The 18,796-nt window shown below is 64.3% G+C and carries 15 protein-coding genes and 3 pseudogenes; 5 read left to right on the top strand and 13 right to left on the bottom strand.

Translation table 11 applies throughout. From position 1 onward, the window contains the following. The first annotated feature begins 228 nt into the window (after positions 1-228). The 3 genes from OKW38_RS31720 (at position 229) to OKW38_RS31710 (ending at position 3,729) form a co-directional block, all read left to right on the top strand. Positions 229-480, top strand: a complete 252-nt coding sequence (locus OKW38_RS31720) for a hypothetical protein (protein ID WP_008921056.1) — start codon at positions 229-231, stop codon at positions 478-480. A gap of 407 nt (positions 481-887) precedes the next feature. Further along, entirely contained in the window at positions 888-1,880 is a 993-nt protein-coding gene (locus OKW38_RS31715; protein ID WP_090808214.1) for a DedA family protein/thiosulfate sulfurtransferase GlpE, read from the top strand. A gap of 118 nt (positions 1,881-1,998) precedes the next feature. Next, complete coding sequence (locus OKW38_RS31710; RefSeq protein ID WP_429364818.1) at positions 1,999-3,729, top strand: FAD-dependent oxidoreductase; 1,731 nt, start codon at positions 1,999-2,001, stop codon at positions 3,727-3,729. 96 nt (positions 3,730-3,825) lie between these two features. On the opposite strand, the gene OKW38_RS31705 is transcribed toward OKW38_RS31710, so the two are convergent. From OKW38_RS31705 to OKW38_RS31695, 3 genes are all read right to left on the bottom strand, one after another. Further along, the gene (locus OKW38_RS31705; protein WP_018424067.1) at positions 3,826-4,083 is read right to left on the bottom strand and encodes a hypothetical protein; all 258 of its coding nucleotides are present in this window, start codon (positions 4,081-4,083) and stop codon (positions 3,826-3,828) included. Between the two features lie 94 nt (positions 4,084-4,177). After that, positions 4,178-6,361 (bottom strand): hypothetical protein, encoded by a 2,184-nt coding sequence (locus OKW38_RS31700; protein ID WP_429364816.1) that lies wholly within the window; start codon positions 6,359-6,361, stop codon positions 4,178-4,180. Between the two features lie 262 nt (positions 6,362-6,623). Next, positions 6,624-7,526 (bottom strand): DMT family transporter, encoded by a 903-nt coding sequence (locus OKW38_RS31695; protein WP_090808208.1) that lies wholly within the window; start codon positions 7,524-7,526, stop codon positions 6,624-6,626. Positions 7,527-7,761: 235 nt separating this feature from the next. On the opposite strand from OKW38_RS31695, the gene OKW38_RS31690 reads away from it, so the two are divergent. After that, the gene (locus OKW38_RS31690; RefSeq protein ID WP_090808206.1) at positions 7,762-8,637 is read left to right on the top strand and encodes a helix-turn-helix domain-containing protein; all 876 of its coding nucleotides are present in this window, start codon (positions 7,762-7,764) and stop codon (positions 8,635-8,637) included. 38 nt (positions 8,638-8,675) lie between these two features. Here OKW38_RS31690 and OKW38_RS31685 read toward each other — a convergent pair whose 3' ends face one another. The 4 genes from OKW38_RS31685 to OKW38_RS31670 all read right to left on the bottom strand — a co-directional run bounded on the left by OKW38_RS31685 (position 8,676) and on the right by OKW38_RS31670 (position 15,170). Continuing rightward, positions 8,676-11,708, bottom strand: coding sequence for an FAD-binding and (Fe-S)-binding domain-containing protein (locus OKW38_RS31685; protein WP_429364814.1), 3,033 nt, complete (start codon positions 11,706-11,708; stop codon positions 8,676-8,678). Between the two features lie 47 nt (positions 11,709-11,755). Further along, positions 11,756-12,505: a 2-keto-4-pentenoate hydratase gene (locus OKW38_RS31680; RefSeq protein ID WP_429333115.1), complete on the bottom strand. Its 750-nt coding sequence runs from the start codon at positions 12,503-12,505 to the stop codon at positions 11,756-11,758. Positions 12,506-12,508: 3 nt separating this feature from the next. After that, positions 12,509-13,795: an MFS transporter gene (locus OKW38_RS31675; RefSeq protein WP_429364812.1), complete on the bottom strand. Its 1,287-nt coding sequence runs from the start codon at positions 13,793-13,795 to the stop codon at positions 12,509-12,511. A gap of 154 nt (positions 13,796-13,949) precedes the next feature. Beyond that, positions 13,950-15,170: a pyridoxal-phosphate-dependent aminotransferase family protein gene (locus OKW38_RS31670; RefSeq protein ID WP_429364811.1), complete on the bottom strand. Its 1,221-nt coding sequence runs from the start codon at positions 15,168-15,170 to the stop codon at positions 13,950-13,952. 170 nt (positions 15,171-15,340) lie between these two features. On the opposite strand from OKW38_RS31670, the gene OKW38_RS31665 reads away from it, so the two are divergent. Next, the gene (locus OKW38_RS31665) at positions 15,341-16,078 is read left to right on the top strand and encodes a GntR family transcriptional regulator (RefSeq protein WP_429364810.1); all 738 of its coding nucleotides are present in this window, start codon (positions 15,341-15,343) and stop codon (positions 16,076-16,078) included. 393 nt (positions 16,079-16,471) lie between these two features. Here OKW38_RS31665 and OKW38_RS31660 read toward each other — a convergent pair. From OKW38_RS31660 to OKW38_RS31635, 6 genes and pseudogenes are all read right to left on the bottom strand, one after another. Next, a pseudogene (locus OKW38_RS31660) lies at positions 16,472-16,627 on the bottom strand (MFS transporter); the annotation flags it as partial. Next, positions 16,621-17,079 (bottom strand): annotated as a pseudogene (locus OKW38_RS31655) (hydroxymethylglutaryl-CoA lyase); the annotation flags it as partial. The pseudogenes OKW38_RS31655 and OKW38_RS31660, both read right to left, overlap by 7 nt. Continuing rightward, positions 17,072-17,308: pseudogene (locus OKW38_RS31650) on the bottom strand (LysR family transcriptional regulator); the annotation flags it as partial. The pseudogenes OKW38_RS31655 and OKW38_RS31650, both read right to left, overlap by 8 nt. A 21-nt stretch (positions 17,309-17,329) precedes the next feature. Next, complete coding sequence (locus OKW38_RS31645; RefSeq protein WP_429364808.1) at positions 17,330-17,638, bottom strand: type II toxin-antitoxin system RelE/ParE family toxin; 309 nt, start codon at positions 17,636-17,638, stop codon at positions 17,330-17,332. After that, a complete protein-coding gene (locus tag OKW38_RS31640) occupies positions 17,635-17,919 on the bottom strand; it encodes a YlcI/YnfO family protein (RefSeq protein WP_090808191.1) in 285 nt (94 codons plus the stop codon). The genes OKW38_RS31645 and OKW38_RS31640 overlap by 4 nt, the downstream gene beginning before the upstream one ends. 67 nt (positions 17,920-17,986) lie before the next feature. Beyond that, a complete protein-coding gene (locus OKW38_RS31635) occupies positions 17,987-18,628 on the bottom strand; it encodes an HD domain-containing protein (protein ID WP_429364807.1) in 642 nt (213 codons plus the stop codon). Positions 18,629-18,796 lie beyond the last annotated feature (168 nt).

Below are 18,796 nucleotides of genomic sequence, written 5' to 3'. Positions count from 1 at the left end.
AACGCACGTCGCGCCACTGTGGGGCATGAAAAATGCATTCGTCGCGACGAGGAGTCGCGTTAAACTGGTTGCTCGCTCCGCAACCGCGAATCCGCTAGCGGCAGCGTCACACTCGACTAAAACCCCGGCGAGACAGAGGCAGACGCGACACGGCACGACGACGCGGCAGACGGCACGCCGTCCGCCCCGTACAATGGTTCCATCACCAACGCAACAAGGACAACTTCGATGCGCATCACCGGGTCCTCCGGGTCAATGGCCCTGCTCACCGAATACGACGACGCAACGGCGCGCGAACTTCGCTCGCTGCGCCTCGAATCGACCGAAGACGGCAAAGGCATCCTGCTGATCGAGGTCGATGAGCGCAAGCCGGGCATACATCGCGAAGTGCGCTACGAAATCACGCCCGCGGAGCTGATCGCCGCGATCCGCGCGCATGGTGCCGAGTTGCCGGGCGAGCAGCACAATCATCGTCAGTGAAGCAGGCGCGCGGCGGGTGTGACCGTCGCGTGACTCGGCAGCCTCTCGCGCCGGTTGCGTCGCGCTTCGACGCGTCAGCGCGGGATTATTCGCATTAGGCGCGCCTGCGCGCGTCGCCGTGCTTTCCGTTTGTTCCGTTCACGCCGCCAATCCCCGCTTTCCTACGGTTTTTTGCAAGCGCCTTCGCGTCTCGTCGAGCGCGCTTACCCGGCCTTCAGCAACTTGTCACAAGCGGTTGCCACGCTTGTGTATCGAGGCATGCGGCCACATATGGCGATCTGATCGCAGCCAGAAGCCGGGCCAATTTCCGGGCCGGTTGCACGTCTCGAAAATACGTCCATAATCTTTGCATTCCCCTTTGCATTCCTTACCGCGCTGCGCCCGCAAGGGCCGCGGATGTTAAACCGATGCTACATGACCTCGTCGCGCAATATGGACCGGCGCTCGTCTTCCTCAATGTGCTGGCCGCCGCGCTCGGGCTGCCGGTGCCGGCCATGCCGTCGCTCGTGCTGTTCGGCGCGATGGCCGCGATGCACCCCGGCTCGGTCGGCACGCAACTGCTGCCGGTCCTCGTGCTGTCGATCTTCGCGACGCTGATCGGGGACAGCGCGTGGTACGTCGCGGGCCGCATCTACGGGGGCAATACGCTGAAGACGATCTGCCGGCTGTCGCTGTCGCGTGACACCTGCGTAAAAAAGACCGAGCGCTTCTTCGGCCGCTGGGGCGTGCGCGTGCTCGCGCTCGCGAAGTTCGTGCCGGGGCTGTCGATCGTGTCGATCCCGATGGCCGGCGCGATGGGCACGCGCTACCGCACCTTCCTCACCTATGACGGCGTCGGCGCCGCGCTGTGGTCCGGCACCGGGCTGATCATCGGCGCGCTGTTCGCGCGGCAGATCGACATGCTGTTCGCGATTGCCGGGCGGCTCGGGCGCACGGCGGCGCTCGTCGTCGTCGCGTTGCTGGTGCTGTATGCGGTGTACCGGTGGATCCGGCGCCGTCAGTTGATCGCGAAGCTCGCGTCCGCGCGCATCGAGGTCGACGAACTCGCGAAGCTGTTCGCGGCTGACCGGGCGCCGGTCGTGTTCGACATCCGTTCGGAGGAGAAGCGCAAGCTCGATCCGTTCGTGATCCCCGGCGCGCAATTCGCCGATGAACGGCAACTCGACGACATCGTCGCCACCTACGCGCACGATCAGAAGCTCGTGATCTACTGCTCCTGCCCGAACGAGATTTCCGCGGCATGGATGGCCAAGCAGCTCAACGAAGCCGGCTTCTCCGACGTGCTGCCGCTGCGCGGCGGCATGGAAGCCTGGCGCGATTCGGGCAAGCCGGTCGACTCGCTGCCCGCGATGCCGCCGCCGGAAGTCGCGGTCGACGACATCGCGCCCAAAGCCGTTTAGCCGTAATCAGCGGCGGCATCGTCCGCCTGACGCGCGCGGCACGGCTCGTCCCGGCGTGCGAGCGCGCATCGCGTTGCCTCGCGTTCAATCGTGCAATGAATATCGAAGGAGCGGTTCAATGCTTTCGACTCAGGACGTTTCGATTCAAGAGGTGGAAGGACAGCAGGGGGTCGTCGCCGACGCGCCGTTTTCGTCGCTATCGACGCGTATGCACCAGATGTTTCCGGAGCTCAGTTGCGCGGAGATCGACCGGCTGCGCCGCTTCGGCGAGGTCGGTCACTGGAAGTCCGGCGAACTGCTGTTCGAGACCGGGCGCACCGGGCCCGGCATGTTCGTGCTGCTCGAAGGACGCGTGAAGGTCTATCAGCGTGACGGCATCGGCCGCGAAGTCTTGATCGGCGAGCATGGCGCCGGACATTTTCTGGCCGAGGTCGGGCAACTGTCGGGCAAGCCCGCGCTCGTGAACGGCCTCGCGATCGGCCCCGTCGAAGCGCTGCTGATTCCGCCCGAGCGCCTGCGCGCGCTGATCGTCGCCGAAGCGGAACTCGGCGAGCGCATCATGCGCGCGCTGATTCTGCGGCGCGTGTCGCTGATCGAAAAGGGCGCGGGCGGGCCAATCCTGATCGGCAATAGCAGCGACGCACGGCTCGTGACGCTGCAAGGCTTCCTGTCGCGCAACGGCCATCCGCATTCCGTGATCGACGAACGCGACGAAGACGCGCTGCGTCTGATCGAGCAGTTCGCCGCGCAGCGCGAGGACCTGCCGCTCGTGATCTGCCCGGACGGCTCGGTGCTGCGTCATCCGAGCATGCCGGAGCTTGCCACTCGCTTAGGTATGCTGCCCGATCTCGACGACACGTACGTGTACGACGTCGCGATCGTCGGCGCGGGGCCGGCGGGACTTGCCGCCGCGGTGTACGCGGCCTCCGAAGGACTTTCGGTGATCGTGCTCGACAGCCGCGCGCCGGGCGGCCAGGCGGGCGCGAGCTCGCGCATCGAAAACTACCTCGGCTTTCCGACCGGCATCTCGGGCCAGGCGCTCGCCGGCCGCGCGTTCGTGCAGGCGCAGAAGTTCGGCGCGCACGTGGCGATCCCAGTCAACGTGAAAGCGCTGCATTGCGGGCAGTCGCCGTATCGGCTCGAGCTGAAATGCGGCGGCCACATCAGCGCGCAGGCGATCGTGATCGCGAGCGGCGCCGTGTACCGGCGCCCGGCGCTCGACGGGCTCGAGCGCTTCGACGGACGCGGCGTCTACTACTGGGCGTCGCCGGTCGAGGCGAAGCTGTGCAAGCGCCAGGAGGTCGTGCTGGTTGGCGGCGGCAATTCGGCCGGCCAGGCGATCGTCTATCTGGCGACGCACGCGGCCAAGGTTCACGTACTGATCCGCCGCAGCGGTTTCGAGGCGACCATGTCGCGCTATCTGATCGACCGCATCCGCTCGCTGCCGAACGTGTTCGTGCATCCGAATTCGGAAGTCGGCCGGCTCGAAGGCGATGAGGACGGGCTCGTGTCGGTCGCGCTGAAGCGGCCGCTGCCCGGCGGCGTCGATCACTTCGACACCCGGCATCTGTTTCTGTTCACCGGCGCGGACCCGAACACCGAATGGCTGCGCACCTGCGGCGTGCAGCTCGACGCGAAAGGCTTCGTGCTGACCGGCATCAGCGCGCATGGCTCGGCCACCGCGTGCGATCTCGGGACCACGGTCGAAGGAGTCTATGCGATCGGCGATGCGCGTGCCGGGTCGACGAAACGCGTGGCCGCGGCGGTCGGCGAAGGCGCGGCCGTGGTCGCGCAGATTCACCAGTTGCTGGCGCAGACGAGCGGTGAAGAGGTGGCGCTCGGGGCGTGAGCCTCAGAGAGCATGAAAAAAAGCACACGGTGAGTTACACAGTGCGCTTTTGTATAGCAGACGGCACGATGGCTGCGCCGGAGCGGGCCCGCGTGTTCAGCGGTCCAACTTCGCGCGCAACTCGCGCGCGGCCTCCAGCAGTCCCTCGTAACCCGAACGCGCGTGCTCCGGCAGATCGGGATCGCCGACCAGCGCGCCGAGCGTTTCGATCAGACTGTACACAATGCCTTTCGCGGCGCCCGACGCAATGCCGCCTGACGACACCTGTTGATCGACGTGACTGAGCGCCGCGTCGAGCTGCTCGATCTCGGGACGATCGTCGGAGGGCGGCTTGGGAGAAACGTCTTGCGTCATGATCGAACATCGCTCCATTGAGTGCATCGGTAAAGTTGTTATATACCGATCGTGCGCCGCCGTCTATTCGTGTTCGGCGCGACAGCTATCCACGTCAAGGCGTCCAGCGATACATCAGCAGCTTCGCGCGCGCGTCGTCTTCGACCAGCACCACGTACTCGCCGTTATCGCGCTGCACCGCGCTGATGCCGAGATACACGTCGACCCAGCCGCTCGTGCCGCCGACGCTCGCGCCCGGCGTCATGTAACCGACCGCCGTGCCGTTGCGCGCGTCGTAGACGTCGATGCGATCGGTGTACAGCTCCGCAACGAAGATATAGTTGCCCGCCACCGCGACGCCGACCGTGGTGGTCTGCGGATCGCTTTGCGTGTTCCACGGCAGCGAGACCGTGTATGTCAGCGTCGGGTTGCCGCTGCTCCAGTTGTCGTAGCGGGCCAGCACCGGACCCGCTTCCTTCCAGTGCGTCGGGTCCCACGGAATCGCACTCGTGAAACCGGACAGATACATCGTGTCGGTCGCTGCGACGTAGACGAGCCGTGCGAGCCGCGTGAATGGCGCGGGCATCGCGAACATCTTCGCACTCGCGTACGTGTAGATCGGATTGCCGGCGGAGTCGAGACCTTGCAGCGGCATCTCGCGCACGCCGCTCAATGGCGTGGCAAGCCACACGTTGCCAGGTTCGTCGACCCACCAGAAGCCGTCGCCGACCGTGCTGCCGGTCGACGGATTGCCGCTGATCTCGCTCGCGTCGACGGCGCCATTGCCATTGCTGTCGCGCCACAGCCATTCGCCGTACGTCGGTTGCGCGGCGGGCCATGCGCCGGGCAGCGGATTCTGCGCGAGCATCCCCGACGGAATCGCGATCTCGCCATGCGCGGCATCGAAGCGATAGACGTTCAGATAGTGCGCGCCCGGATCGAGCGTATAGAGAAAGCGCTGGCCATCGAATCTGCGCACCATCGGTTCGCCACGCACGCCGCGCGGCTCGTGAAAGGCGGGATCGTCGGGGTAATCGAAGCGATCGAGCGTGAACGCCGCATATGACCATTCGTGGCCGACCGGCTGCCTGTAATCGAGCGTGAAGCGCTTCGAGCCCGTGTAGATGGAAGCGGGCGTGGCCGGGTCGAACGCGCCGCTATCGACGAAGCTCAGACCGTAGAGCCGCCAGTTGAGCACGCGCGTGCCGTACACGTAGCTCTCCAGCACTGCGCCCTGCCCTACGGATGCCGAGCCGAGCGCGCGCGGTCCCTCGCCATTTTGCGCGACGTACAGATTGCCGGCCGCGTCGACGCCGATGCCGGTGATGCCGTTGAAACGCGTATCGCCGGGCACGCCGCGCACGGGATGGAAAATGCCGTTGCGCGTGCCGATCGACGCGCCCGCCTGCATCTGGCCGCCAGCGCCCTTGTTGAACACGAGGATCTGCTGCGAAACGCCGTTGTCGGCGACCAGCAGTTGGCCGGATGGCGTCACTGTGAGGTCGCTCGGCACGGTGCCGGCGGGCAGTGTCAATGGACCGGCGAGCGCGGTGCCGTCGGCGCGGTAGTGCAGGATGCTCAGATTGCCTGTGCCGAAGCCGCTGATGATCCACAGCGTCGAGTCGGTGTCGATCGCGATGCGGGCCGGCGACGCGACGCTCCACGAACGCAGCGGCTGCATGGACTGCGCGTCGTACACCGCGATCCGGTTGCCGTACGTGTCGGCCACGTAGAGCTCGCTGTCGGTTGCGGCGAGGCCGCGAATGCTCGCGTCGGTGCCAGTCTTCACCGTATCGACCGCGACGAAACTGTTCTTCGTCGCGTTCGCGCTATTGCCGATGCCGCCGGAAAACGGCGCGCCGGTCGCGAGATTCGCAAGCGTGCGTCGCGTGACGCCGTACCAGGTCTGATTGGCCGGCGGATAGTCGGCGCCGACCAGCGCATTGTTCTCGTTGCCGATCGACATCGCCGCGTACAGGTACGTGTGATTCACCGTCACCGCGTCGCCTCCGGCCGCGCCCCAGCCATGCGTCGAACCGGCCACCGCGAGCTTGTCGCCCGCGCGATAGGCGGCGATTTCACTGCCGCTTTCGTCCCACGGCGCATTCGTATAAACGGTGCCATTGGCGCCGACGCTAATGGCCTGAATATCCTGCTGCATCCATTTGCCGTCGCCAAATCCGAAACTATTACCGATCCATGAGGTCGTGTAATTCAATTGGGATTGCGCGTAAACATTCGGCGAGATCAGGCTGTGGATTAACACCACGGCCAAGCCAAGGCGGGAGAAAGGCTTCACGGCAGTCGGTCCTTGCGAGGCGCGAGACGCGCACATCAGATTTGGCGTTTTATCCTCTCATATAAAAATAGTAAATTTATTGATAAAAAAATGATTATTGAATGCCGATTCATCCAATTCATTCGATTTGCATTGAATCATGTTTCCGACACAATCTTTCCTTCACGAAACCGGTAAAAACCGGTTCCCGTAAAGACTCACCGATCAGAGATCCAGTTGCTTTTTCTGCTCCTGTAAATCCTCACCTTGAGCGAGACGCTCATCATGTCCGCGCCGCCCGGCGACGCTCGAAAATCCGCCGCGTCAGATCGAACGCCACCAGATTGCCGGCCACCACGAGCAATAGACCGACCACCGCCAGCGCTGACCACCGATAGCCCTCGAACAGCGTCGATGCCGCGAGCGCGACGATCGGAAACAGCACCGTGCAATAGGCGGCCCGCTCCGGGCCCATACGGCCGACGAGCATCAAGTACGCCGTAAAGCCGATCACCGAGCCGAACACCACGAGATACGCGAGCGCACCGAGATAGCGCGCCGACGGTTCCACCGCGAACGAATAGCCGGCGAACAGACTACCGAGCGTCAGGACGGCAGCACCGATCAGCATCGCCCAGCTGTTGGTCGCGAACGGATGCAGGCCCATCGACTGCATGCGGCTCGACAGCAGGTTGCCGGCCGAGAAGCACAGCGTGCCGAGAAACGCGACGCCGAGCCCGAGCCAAGCGGTGTGGTCGCCGAGATGCCCGGCCATCTGCTGCACGAACAGACAGACGATGCCGACGAGCCCGAGCAACGCACCCGCAATCGCGCTCGGCTGCAGAGGCCGGCCCATGAACAGCCGCCCGTTGATCGAGTTCAGCAGCGGCGCGGTCGAGAACACCACCGCGACGAGCCCGCTCGGCACGAGCTGTTCGGCGTAGTAGAAGCACAGGAAATTCAGGCAGAACAGCGCGAGACCCTGCGCGGCGAGGTAGCGCCATGCGTCGCGCGGCGGCCAGATCGGGCGGCGCATGATGCGCGCCAGTGCGAACATCAGCAGCGCGGCGATCCAGAAACGCCACGCAATCGATACCGGTGGCGGCACCGCGCCGAGTTGCCATTTGATTGCGATCCACGTGGTGCCCCAGATCAGCACGGTGATGGCATAAAGGAGGAGATTCATGGTCGGGCCTCAGACTGCAATGACGGACTGCGATGACGCGCAGCATGGAAGAAAGCCCGACTATGGAACCGCGCCGCCGCCCGCAATTGTCCAAAATTGCGCACTTTTTCGCGCCGATGCGCAGGCTGACGGGACGCGCCGTATACTGGCCGCTCAACCACCACCGTACACCGGAAAACCTCCGCGCGCCGCCGTGAACCCCACCCCGTCCGTCCCCGTGATATCCACCGCCGGCATGCCTTTTGGCCTGCAGTCGGTCTGTCACACGCTGGCCAGTGCGAACGCGCATCTGGACCGCTTCGCGTGGCTCGGCGACGGACTCGCGATCGCGCTATGGACTCGCGACACGAAGGAGGACGAGACCGTCTACGAACGGCCCGGCCATCACACGCTGTCGTGCTATCTGGACGGCGGCTATCGCACCGAGCGCCAGAAAATGCCGGGCCACTACGGCGCGCCGTCGCGGCTGTGCGCACTGCCCGGCGATCACGAATCGCGCTGGTGGGTGCGCGGCCACATGCACTTCATGCATCTGTACTTCCTGCCCGAGCACTTCACGCGACGCGCGGTGCAGGAGCTCGACCGCGAACCGCGCGAACTGACGCTCGCCGATCGCACCTATTTCGAGGACCCGCGCATTGCGAGTCTGTGTCAGTCGCTCGTCAACGAGGAGTGGGAAAGTCCCGACGGTCTGCTGCGCACCAACGAGACCGCGCACGAAGTGCTGAGCCTGCTATTGCGCGGCCAGGGCGTACGGCGCGCGAACGTGGCGCTGAAAGGCGGGCTGTCGGCCGCGACGCGGCGCCGCCTGCGCGACTATATCGACATTCATCTTGCGCAGCCGTTGACGCTTGGGGAGCTGTCGGGTGTCGCGGCGCTGTCGGAGTTTCATCTTGCGCGGATGTTTCGCGAGTCGTTCGGGTTGCCGCCCGCCGCCTGGATCGCGCGGCAGCGGCTCGATCGCGCGCGCACGCTGCTGCGCACGACGACGTTGCCGCTCGCGCAGATCGCCGGGCAGTGTGGCTATGCAAACGCGAGTCACTTTAGTCACCGGTTTCGCGAGGCTGTCGGGGTGACGCCGAGTGGGTTCCGGCAGGCTATCGGTGTTTGAGATTCGCGTTTGAGTTTCGCTTTGCGGTTAGCTCCGCGTCATCGCAGCGCCATCGCCAGCACGCGCGCGACGTGGATCGCGTCGACGCCCGCGCCGTCGTGAATCTGATGCCGGCAGCTAGTGCCGTCGGCGACCATCAGCGTGGCCGCGTCCAGCTTGCGCACCGCGGGTAGCAGCGACAGCTCGGCCATCGCCTGCGAGCTCGCGTAGTGCTCCGCTTCATAGCCGAAGCTGCCGGCCATGCCGCAGCACGACGATTCGACCGTCGATACCTTCAATTCGGGAATCCACTCCAGCACGGTCTGCACCGGCGTGAATGCGTCGAACGCCTTCTGATGGCAGTGGCCGTGCACGAGTGCCTGCTGCATCGGCAGCGGCTTCAATTCGAGCTGCAATCGTCCGGCCTTTTCTTCGCGCACGAGGAATTCCTCGAATAGAAACGCGTGCTGCGCGAGGCGCTGCGCCTCTTCGCCGAAGCCGTACTGCAGGAATTCATCGCGCAACGACAGCAGACACGATGGCTCCAATCCCACCACCGGTACGCCACGTTCGACGAACGGCCTGAACAGCTCGAGCATGCGCCGCGCTTCCTCTTTCGCTTCGTCGACGAGACCCGCCGCGAGAAACGTGCGGCCGCAACACACGGGACGCTCTCCCGGGCGTGCATTGAAGTGGACCGTGTAGCCCGCCGCTTCGAGCACCTGTTGCGCGGCGCGCGCGTTGTCGGGCTCGAGGTGATTGTTGAAGGTATCGACGAACAGCAGGACTTCTTTCAGCGCGCACGCCTGCGCAGCGTTGCGTGCAGGCTTCGCGGACACCGCATCGGCCAGAAACGCCTTCTTGAACCGCGGCAAACTCCGCTCGGTCGCGAAGCCGACCGAGCGCTTGAACCACGTCGACAGCACCGGCACGTTGTCCGCGAGCGCCAGCAGCCTCGGCATGCGGCTCGCCGCGCCCGCATAGCGCGGCATGAACGCGACGAGCCTGTCGCGCAGCCGCACCCCATGCGTCTTGACACGCGCCGCCCGCGCCTCGATCTTGAACTTCGCCATATCGACGCCGGTCGGGCAATCGCGCTTGCAGCCCTTGCACGATACGCACAGGTCGAGGGTTTCCTTCACGTCATCGCTCGCGAGCCCGCTTTCGCCGAGCTGCCCCGAAATCGCGAGCCGCAACGTGTTGGCCCGCCCGCGCGTCAAATGTTGCTCGTCCTTCGTCACGCGATAGCTCGGGCACATCGTGCCCGCGTCGAACTTGCGACAGTGGCCGTTGTTGTTGCACATCTCGACCGCTTTCGCGAGGCCGCCGCTCAGATCGTCGCCGCTGCCGGGCGCGCTTTCTTCTCCCGTCAGCGGGTCGCGCTTCACGTTCCACGTCGACCAGTCGAGCGCCGTTTCGATGCGCTGTTCGCGATAGCCCGGCGCAAAGCGGAAATTGCGCGCGTCGTCCATCTTCGGCGGACGCACGATCTTGTCGGGATTGAAGCGGTTGTCCGGATCGAACAACGCCTTGATCTCGCTGAACGCCTGGTTGAGCCGCGGCCCGTATTGCCACGCGACCCATTCGCCACGGCATAGTCCGTCGCCATGCTCGCCGGAATACGCGCCCTTGTACTCACGCACGAGCGCGGCCGCTTCCTCGGCGATCGCGCGCATTTTCGTCGCGCCGTCGCGGCGCATGTCGAGAATCGGCCGCACGTGCAGCGTACCGACGCTCGCATGCGCGTACCACGTGCCTTCGGTGCCGTGGCGATGAAACACGTCGGTCAGCCGGCTCGTGTAGTCGGCCAGATGTTCGAGCGGCACCGCGCAATCTTCGATGAAAGACACCGGCTTGCCGTCACCCTTCATGCTCATCATGATGTTGAGACCAGCCTTGCGCACTTCCCACAGCGCTTTTTGCGCATTTGCGTCCGGCATCTCGACGACCGCATCGGGCAGGCCCAACTCGCCCATCAACTCCGTGAGCTGCTTCAGCGACGCGAGCTGCGCGTCGCGATCCTCGCCCGCGAATTCGACGAGCAGAATCGCCTGCGGCTCGCCGACCAGCGCCTTCCCGATCACCGGACGAAACGCGGGATTGCTCAACGCCAGATCGATCATCGTGCGATCGACGAGTTCGACAGCGACCGGCTTCAGCTTGACGATGTGCTGCGTGAGCGCCATCGACTGCCGGAAGGTAGGAAAGTTGACCACGCCAAGCGCCTTGTGCGCGGGCAGCGGCGCGAGCTTCAACGTGATCTGCCGGCTGAATGCGAGCGTGCCTTCCGAGCCGACCAGCAGATGCGCGAGGTTCGCGCTGCCGTCATCGGTATACGCGCGCGGATTCTGGCAATCGAACAGATCGATGTTGTAGCCCGCGACGCGGCGCAGCACCTTCGGCACGCGCGCAATGATTTCGTCACGCTCGCGCTGCGCGATCCGCGTGACGCCCGCGACGATCTGCTGCAAGCGCTCACCTTGCGGCGGCTCGCGCAGCGACGCGAAGCGCGCTTCGCTGCCGTCGGCGAGAATCGCGTCGATCGCCTCGACGTTGTGCACCATGTTGCCGTACTCGATCGAGCGCGAGCCGCACGAGTTGTTGCCGGCCATGCCGCCGATCGTGCACTGGGCAGCCGTCGATACATCGACCGGGAACCACAGTCCATGCGGCTTCAGCCACGCGTTCAGATGATCGAGCACGACGCCGGGCTCGACCGTCACGGTGCGCGCGTCGGCATCGAACGCGACGATGTTGTTGAGCCACTTGCTCGTATCGACCACCAGCGCTTCGCCGACCGTCTGCCCACACTGGCTCGTGCCCGCGCCGCGCGCGAGCAGCGGTACTTTCTCGCTGCGCGCGATCTCGAGCGCGATGCGCAGATCGTCCTGATCGCGCGGCACCACGACGCCGACCGGCGTGATCTGATAGATCGACGCATCGGTCGCGTAGCGGCCGCGGCTGGCGAGATCGAACAGCACGTCGCCGCGCAGCGCTTTGCGCAGATGCTGCGCGAGCGGACTCGTTGCGCGCGCGGCGGAGGGGACCAGATGGATCGGCTTGACGAGCAAGCCCGCAGTGGGATTCGTCATTTCGTCGGCCCGTGAGGAGCGCGCCTGAACCGCGCAGCTCGAATTACCTAGTACAGCGTCAGATGCACCGGCGCGAGTCCTTCGATATGCCCGCTCACGTCGCCCGCCTCACGCGGAAAGAACATGCCGGTGTACGAACCGGCGGTGATCACCATCTCCGGCGTCACCGCAATGCCGCGCGAACTCGCGTGATTGACGAGCCACGTCAACAGCCGCCGCGGATCGCCGGCCGGATTCGCGGGCGTCGTTTCGACGACATTGCCTGCGTTGAACGCGAAGCGCAGCGACGGCGCGACGAACGGAAAATCCTCGCGATACCGTGTGAATTCACCGACGATCAGCGCACCGTGATTTTGCAGGTCCGCGAGCTGCGCGAGTTTGTCGATGGCGGGCCACGCGGCATAGCGGCTCGCGACGATCTCGATGGTCGCGCCGATCGAGCCGATGCCCGCGAGCACTTCGTCCTCGCGGTACGGTTTCGTGGACGGCTCGAAACGCCGGCCGAAACGGAACGCGACTTCGAGTTCGAGCCCGAGCGGCGCGAAGCCTTCGCGCGACAGACGCGCGCCGTCGGCGTGCAGATCGGTGTCGGGCAATGGCGCGCCTTGAATCGGTCCGCTCGCCGATTTCGCGCCGATCTTCCAGCCGCCGATTCGCGCGCCGCACGCGCTCAAGATTTCATGCTGGATTGCGTAGGCCGCGTCGGCATCGGAAGGAAGCAGCTCCGGCGGCAACGTATCGAGCACCGTGCGATTGCGACGCGCATCGGCAAGCAGCTGACTCAATGATGAAGTCATGTTTTACACGCCCATCCGGGTGGAAACGTGCGTCTTCTCCGACGCGCCAACTTCGAAGCGGCTCTCGGGCTGCATGCGGAACGCGAGCACGACGCCGATGCCCATCAGCAACATGCTGCCCACGAACGGCAGATCCCAGTTGCCAAAGCGGTCGATCAGAAAGCCGCCCATCACCGGCGAGATGATCGCGGCGAGCGCCGAGCCGGTGTTCATCATGCCGCTCGCGGTGCCGGAGAAGTCCGGCGCGATATCCATCGGGATCGCCCACATCGGGCCGATCGTCATCTCGGCGAAGAAGAAGCCCGACGCGAGACAGGCAATCGACAGCGTCAGGTCATGCGTGAACATCAGAGGAATCAGCGACAGCAGGCAGAACAGCATGCACACCGACACCATCCAGCTGCGCGCGCGTTTGAGGCTGCCGGTGCGCTTGAAGATCGCATCGGTGACGATGCCGCCGAGCGTGTCGCCAATCACGCCCGCGAAGAACACGACCGACGCGAAGATCGCCGACTTCTTCAATTGCAGATGGTGGTTATGCAGGAAGTACAGCGGAATCCAGCTCAGGAACAGCCACAGCGTCCAGCCGTAGCAGAAGTAGACGATCGTGACCGGCGTCATGCGGCGAAACAGCTTGCCCCACGGCAGGCCGGAGACCTTCGGCTTCGGCGTGGGCAGCACCGCGAGTTCCTCGAGCGTGATGCGCGGATGATCTTTCGGATGCTCGGTGAACGTGAGCGCCCACGTGACCACCCACACCAGACTCAGCGCGCCGCAGATAAAGAACGATTCGCGCCAGCCCCAGTTGGTCATCACGATCACGATGAGCGCCGGCGCGACCGCGTTGCCGACTCGCGACGCCGCGTGCGTGATGCCCTGCGCGAAGCCGCGCTTTTCTTTCGCGACCCAGCGCGACATCGCCGACGTCGCGGCCGGGAACGTCGCGCCTTCACCGAAACCGAGCACGAGCCGCGCGGCAAGCAACGAAGCGAGCCCGCCCGCGAAGCCCGTGAACACCGTCGCGAGCCCCCAGATGGCGCCGCAGAACAGCAGCGTGCGTCGCGCGCCGAAGCGATCGCTGACCCAGCCGCCGATCACCTGAAACAGCAGATACGGATACGCGAAGGCCGAGAACACGAGCCCGACCTCCGTATGCGTGAGATTGAATTCCTTGCCGAAACCCGCCGCCGCGGTGCTGACGTTTACGCGATCGAGGTACGTGATGAAGTACATGATGCTGAGCATCACTAGAACGATACTGGTCGCACTGGTCAAACGAAACCGCTTCATCGTCTCTCTCCATGGCATGTGTCGACGGCGCGCCTGAAGTGGCGCGCTGCGTCGTCGCCCGTCGGCCGCGAGAGCCGCTATGGACGCATTGCATGTTGTTCTGGCCGCGTTCTGCGCGCGGCTCGATGAGGGAAGCGCTCCCTGCGCCCGACAATCAAGCCGCGGCCTTCAATCCCGACGTCTTCGGTGCCTGGCTCAGCCACTCCATCGCAGCCGGCATGCCGCTTTCCTTGAGCGGCACGCCAGCAAGCCGCAGACCCATTTCGCAGCCAGCCAGTGTCGCGAGCAGCATCAGATCGTTGCAATCGCCAAGATGGCCGATGCGGAACATGCGGCCTTTCATTTTGCCGAGGCCCGTACCAAGCGACATGTCGAAGCGTTCGTAGATCAGCTTGCGCACCGCATCGGCATCGACGCCGTCGGGCATCATCACGCCCGTCAGCACCGGGCTATAGACGGCGGGATCGGCACACTGGATTTCGAGCCCCCACGCGCGCACCGCGCGGCGCGTCGCTTCGGCAAGCCGCTCGTGGCGTGCGAACACGTTGTCCAGCCCTTCGCCGAGAATCATTTCGATCGCTTCATGCAGCCCGTACAGCAGGTTCGTGTTCGGCGTGTACGGCCAGTAGCCGGATTTGTTCATCTCGACGATTTCCGTCCAGTCCCAGAAGCTGCGCGGCAGCTTCGCGTGCTGGCCGGCGGCCATCGCCTTCGGCGAGATCGCATTGAAGCTGATGCCCGGCGGCAGCATCAAGCCCTTTTGCGAGCCCGACACGGTCACGTCGACACCCCATTCGTCATGACGATAATCAGCGCACGCGAGACCGGAGATCGTATCGACGAGCAGCAGCGCCGGATGGCTCGCGGCGTCGATCGCGCGACGCACGGCGGCGATGTCGGACGTGACGCCGGTCGAGGTTTCGTTGTGCACCACGCAGACCGCCTTGATCGCATGCTGCGTGTCCGCGCGCAGACGCTCTTCGATCATCTGCGGCTGCACGCCGCGCCGCCAGCCTTCGATGCCTGGCAGCCCCAGGAATTCGGGCTTCAGGCCGAGCTGCTCGGCCATTTTTTTCCACAACGTCGCGAAGTGGCCGGTCTCGAACATCAGCACGTGATCGCCGGGGCTCAGCGTATTCGACAATGCGGCTTCCCATGCGCCCGTGCCGGACGCCGGATAGATGACGACCGGCTGCTGCGTCTTGAAAATCTTCTTGATGCCGTCGAGCACCTTGAGACCCAGCTCGCCGAATTCGGGTCCGCGATGGTCGATGGTCGGATAGCTCATCGCTCGAAGGATGCGATCCGGCACGGGACTCGGCCCCGGAATCTGCAGGAAATGACGGCCAGCGGGATGAAAATCTAGCTTCAGCATCGGACCCCTCCAATTGAATTTTGCATGCAAAAAACTATATCAGACGAACCGTGATGCTCCCAAGACGAAAATTGGCCTTTAAGGCCCGTGTTTACCCGCGTGTGCGCATGGATTAACTAATTGATATGGTTCCGATAAAATCCAGTTCATGTGAAGCTGAGGATTTTTGTATGCAAAATTCGGATTTCGACGCGGGTCTGACCGCTGCCCCGCTGATGCCGAAGGTCGAGCGTCAGCGCCTGCACGACACGGTGGTGGAGCACATCCGCCGCTTTATCGTCGAGGGAGCGCTGGAGCCCGGCAAGAAGCTGAACGAGCGGGAGTTGTGCGAAACGCTCGGCATTTCGCGCACGCCGCTGCGCGAGGCGCTGAAGGTGCTGGCTGCCGAAGGTCTGATCGAGATTTCGCCGAACCGGGGCGCGTCGGTATCGAAGATGTCGGAAGCGGAGGTGCGTGAGACCTTCGAGCTAATGAGCGGCCTCGAAGCGTTTTCCGGCGAACTCGCGGCCGAGCGCATCACCGCGGCCGAACTCGCAGAGATCAAGGCGCTGCATTACGCGATGCTGGCGTGCCGTGCGCAGAACGATCTGCCGGGCTACTACAGTCGCAACCAGGCGATCCACGACAAGATCAACGAAGCGGCGAGAAATTCGGCGCTGCGGCAGACGTATGTGTCGGTCAACCGGCGGCTGCAGGCGCTGCGCTTTCGCTCGAACTATCAGACGCCGAAGTGGGACCGCGCGATTCACGATCACGATGAAATGCTGAAGGCGCTCGAGGCTCGCGACGGCAAGAAGCTCAGCGCGATTTTGCGGCAGCATCTGCTCGATAAGCGGGATGCGGTTTTGCAGGTGCAGGTGCAGGTGCAGGAGGAGGTGGTCGCTTCGGCCTCCGGGTTGAAGGCGTGATGCGGACAACTGATGCCGAATCCCGCTCCTCGCCACTTCGTCGGCAACAAAACTTGTCCACCTAAATTGTTGGCAAGCCTGTGGACAACCTTCGCACAGCGAGCTTAAGTGCTTGAAGCGTGAGAACTATCCGCGCGCGGTGCACGCGTAGGCAGTGAGCGTCGCTACGGAGTCCGTGATACTGGCGAGTGGGCTTCGTAAGGATGCCGTTTCACTCGCGCCGACCTCGAAGTCCAGTTGTCCACATAATTTGGGAACAAGCTTGTGGACAACCTGCGCACAGGCCTGCCAAGTGTTTGATACGGCAGGCCTATCGTGCGCGGATGCGGGAGCGGGCAGCGGCGCGGCACCTCACGCGATGCAAGCCAACGGCCGCGCCCTCCAACTTCGATTTCACTGCGTCGTTTCACGACTGCGCAACGACTCCGGCAACCCATACAGCACGATCAGCGCGCACACCACGCTCATCGCGCCGATCACATACAGCGCCGGCGTCGTGCTGCCGGTCAGATCCTTCACACGTCCGACCATCACCGGGCTCACGATCCCGGCGCGAACGGGCAGCCGCCAAGCCCGCCGAGCGCCGCGTCGAAACGGCGCACGCCGGTTTCATACGCGGCGAGCACGTTGGCGAGACCGAGGCCGCGCGTGTTATGAAAGTGCAGCGTGAGCGCGGCGGCCGGCAGCCGCTCGAGCGTGCGCCTGACAAGTCGCGCCACCTGGCGCGGATTCGCCATACCGGTGATATCGGCGACGGTGATGCCCTCGATGCCCATCTCGCGATACGCGTCGACGATGCCGATCACGCGGTCTTCGTCGATGCGCCCTTCGAACGGACAGCCGAACGCGGTAGCCACGGTCGCGTTGAGCCGCACGCCCGCGGCCATCGCGCAACGCACGATGTCGTCGAACGCCGCGAGCGACGACTCGCAGCTCATGCGCATGTTCGCGCGGTTATGCGTCTAACTCGCGGACATCACGAGGTTCAGTTCGTCGGCGCGCGTGATGCGACAGCGTTTCTCCGGCCGGCGTCAGCGTCATGCCGCGCGCGTTGCGCTGGAATAGCGACGCGCCGACCGCCTGTTCGAGTTCGACCAGCCGCTTGCTGGCGGCGGACACGGCGATCGCCTCGCGCTCGGCGGCACGCGTGAGCGTGCCCTCTTCGAAGACGGCGAGAAAAAGCTGCAACGTGGTGAGGTCGAGCTTGCGGAGAAGATTTTTGATGACCATGGCGCGGCGACGAAAGTTCGGTCAGTGATAATCATCCTCTAGCTGATGGCGCACCGCCAACACGGTCACGGTTTGGTTGTCGTCGATCTCGAACAGCGCGACGTAGCCCGCGCGACCGAATGGGATCAGCAGCTCGCGCAAAAACGGCGTATCGCGCTGAACCTTTCGGCAAGTGAACGGCGATGTGCGCAGCGTGGCGATACCATCGCGGATGGCTTGCAACGCGCGTTCGGCGAGCGGGAAATCCCCGTCGTCCCGCTCGAGGATGAAATCGTGCAGTCTCTGCAGGTCCGCCGCCGCTGCGCGTGTGAAACGAACCTGATACGTCATCGGTGCTTCTTCGCGCGGGCCTTCGTTTTTGCTTCGCGGAGCCGCGTTTCGAGACCGGCGAGCACGTCGTCGGCCGATACGTAGTCGCCGCTTTGCTTCGCTTCAGCACGCGACTCGAGCCCTCGCACGACGAATTCACGCACATTCAGGCGCCGCGCGATGTTGTCGCGGATCGCCTGCTCGACGAAACTGGAGAGGCTTTCGCCGTCCTGCAGCACGTCCTCGGCCGCGGCCCGCAGCTCGGGCTTGACCCGAACCGACGGGAAAGTAGCGCTTTTCATCGTTCTCTCCATGCATCGCATTAGCGATGCATTATCGCGCTACCTCATGTCTGCCGCAAGCAGCCCTTCACGACTTCCACGCCGAACCCAGAATCATCGTGCAGAAATTCTCGCGATGATAATGCGGGTCTTTCAGCGCGAGCACGTCGGCCTTCACGTTGCCGAACGTCGTGTGCGGCTTGTGGATCGTGCCGTGCGCGAACGCATCGATGATACCTTCCTTGAAGTGCGCGCCGCGCGGATGCGCATGCGTGACTTCCTCGCGCCGCTGCTCGCTAAATTCGTCGTAGGCGAGACCGAGCACGTCCATTTCGACACCCGCAGTGACGAGCGCGATCACCGGCTTCATATGCTGCGGAATGCCTGGTGTCGTGTGCAGCGCGATCGCGGTCCACACCTGCTCGATGTCGTCCTCGCCGATCCGATGCCGCCGCAGAAATTCACGCGCGGCATTCGCGCCGTCGACTTCGAAGCGCTCCTGCTCGCTGCTGTATGGCGCGACGAGACCCATGTCGTGAAACATCGCGCCGATGTACAGCAGTTCGGGGTCGTACTTCAGCTGCTTGCGTTGCCCGGCCAGCGCGCCGAACAGAAACACGCGCCGCGAATGGTGATACAGCAACTCCGTTTCGGTGTCGCGCACGAGCTCGGTGGCTTCACGCGCCATCATGCTGTCGGGAATCTGGATACCTGCGATCGTCGTAGTCATGCGGCGTACTCCTTCGTATGCGAACGTGAATGTGAAAGTAATCAACGGGACGCGCGCCGCCGCTTCAGAGCGCGTTTTGGTATGCTGGTCCGCGCCGTGATGTCGATGCCTGTCGCCTGCCTGTGAGACCGCGCGTCCGACCGATCCAGTATTGGCCAGCGCGGCGCC

Origin of the sequence: Paraburkholderia sp. MM5496-R1, assembly GCF_050436205.1 — a bacterium.
In the GTDB taxonomy this organism is placed as follows: Bacteria; Pseudomonadota; Gammaproteobacteria; order Burkholderiales; family Burkholderiaceae; genus Paraburkholderia; species Paraburkholderia tuberum.
Note: the sequence above shows the minus strand (reverse complement) of the source record. Positions and strands in the feature narration are given on the sequence as shown.